The 377-nt window shown below is 69.5% G+C and carries 1 protein-coding gene; it reads left to right on the top strand.

Translation table 11 applies throughout. The features are described from left to right. Positions 1–36 precede the first annotated feature (36 nt). Positions 37–377, top strand: a 341-nt coding sequence (locus tag FLX08_RS40165; RefSeq protein ID WP_208762000.1) for an HNH endonuclease signature motif containing protein, incomplete at its 3' end; no start/stop codon positions are given.

The raw sequence follows: 377 nt of genomic DNA, 5'->3' as shown, positions 1-377 counted from the left end.
ATTCGAGGCCGGGTCTGCTCCTGGCCAGGCTGCCGCATGCCCGCCACCCGCACCGACCAAGACCACATCCAAGCCTGGGCCGACAACGGCACCACCACCGCCGCCAACCTGCACCTGGCCTGCCGCCACGACCACCGCGCCAAGCACCTCGGCGGCTGGCACGTCACCACCGCAGGCCCCCACCTGATCATCTGGACCAGCCCCCTCGGACACCCCTACCGCAGCCTGCTCCCAAAAATCATCCAACCCGTCCCCGAACCCCAACCCCGCGACTGGCCCGACGCCCCACCCGAACGCCTGCCCGCCGACCTCCCCGGAACACCAAACACGATCATGGCCCCACCATGCCCTCCCACAACCCCACCGACAAAAACCCC

The organism is Microbispora hainanensis (genome assembly GCF_006874475.1).
In the GTDB taxonomy this organism is placed as follows: Bacteria; Actinomycetota; Actinomycetes; order Streptosporangiales; family Streptosporangiaceae; genus Microbispora; species Microbispora hainanensis.
This window is presented reverse-complemented; position numbering and strand designations above follow the sequence as displayed.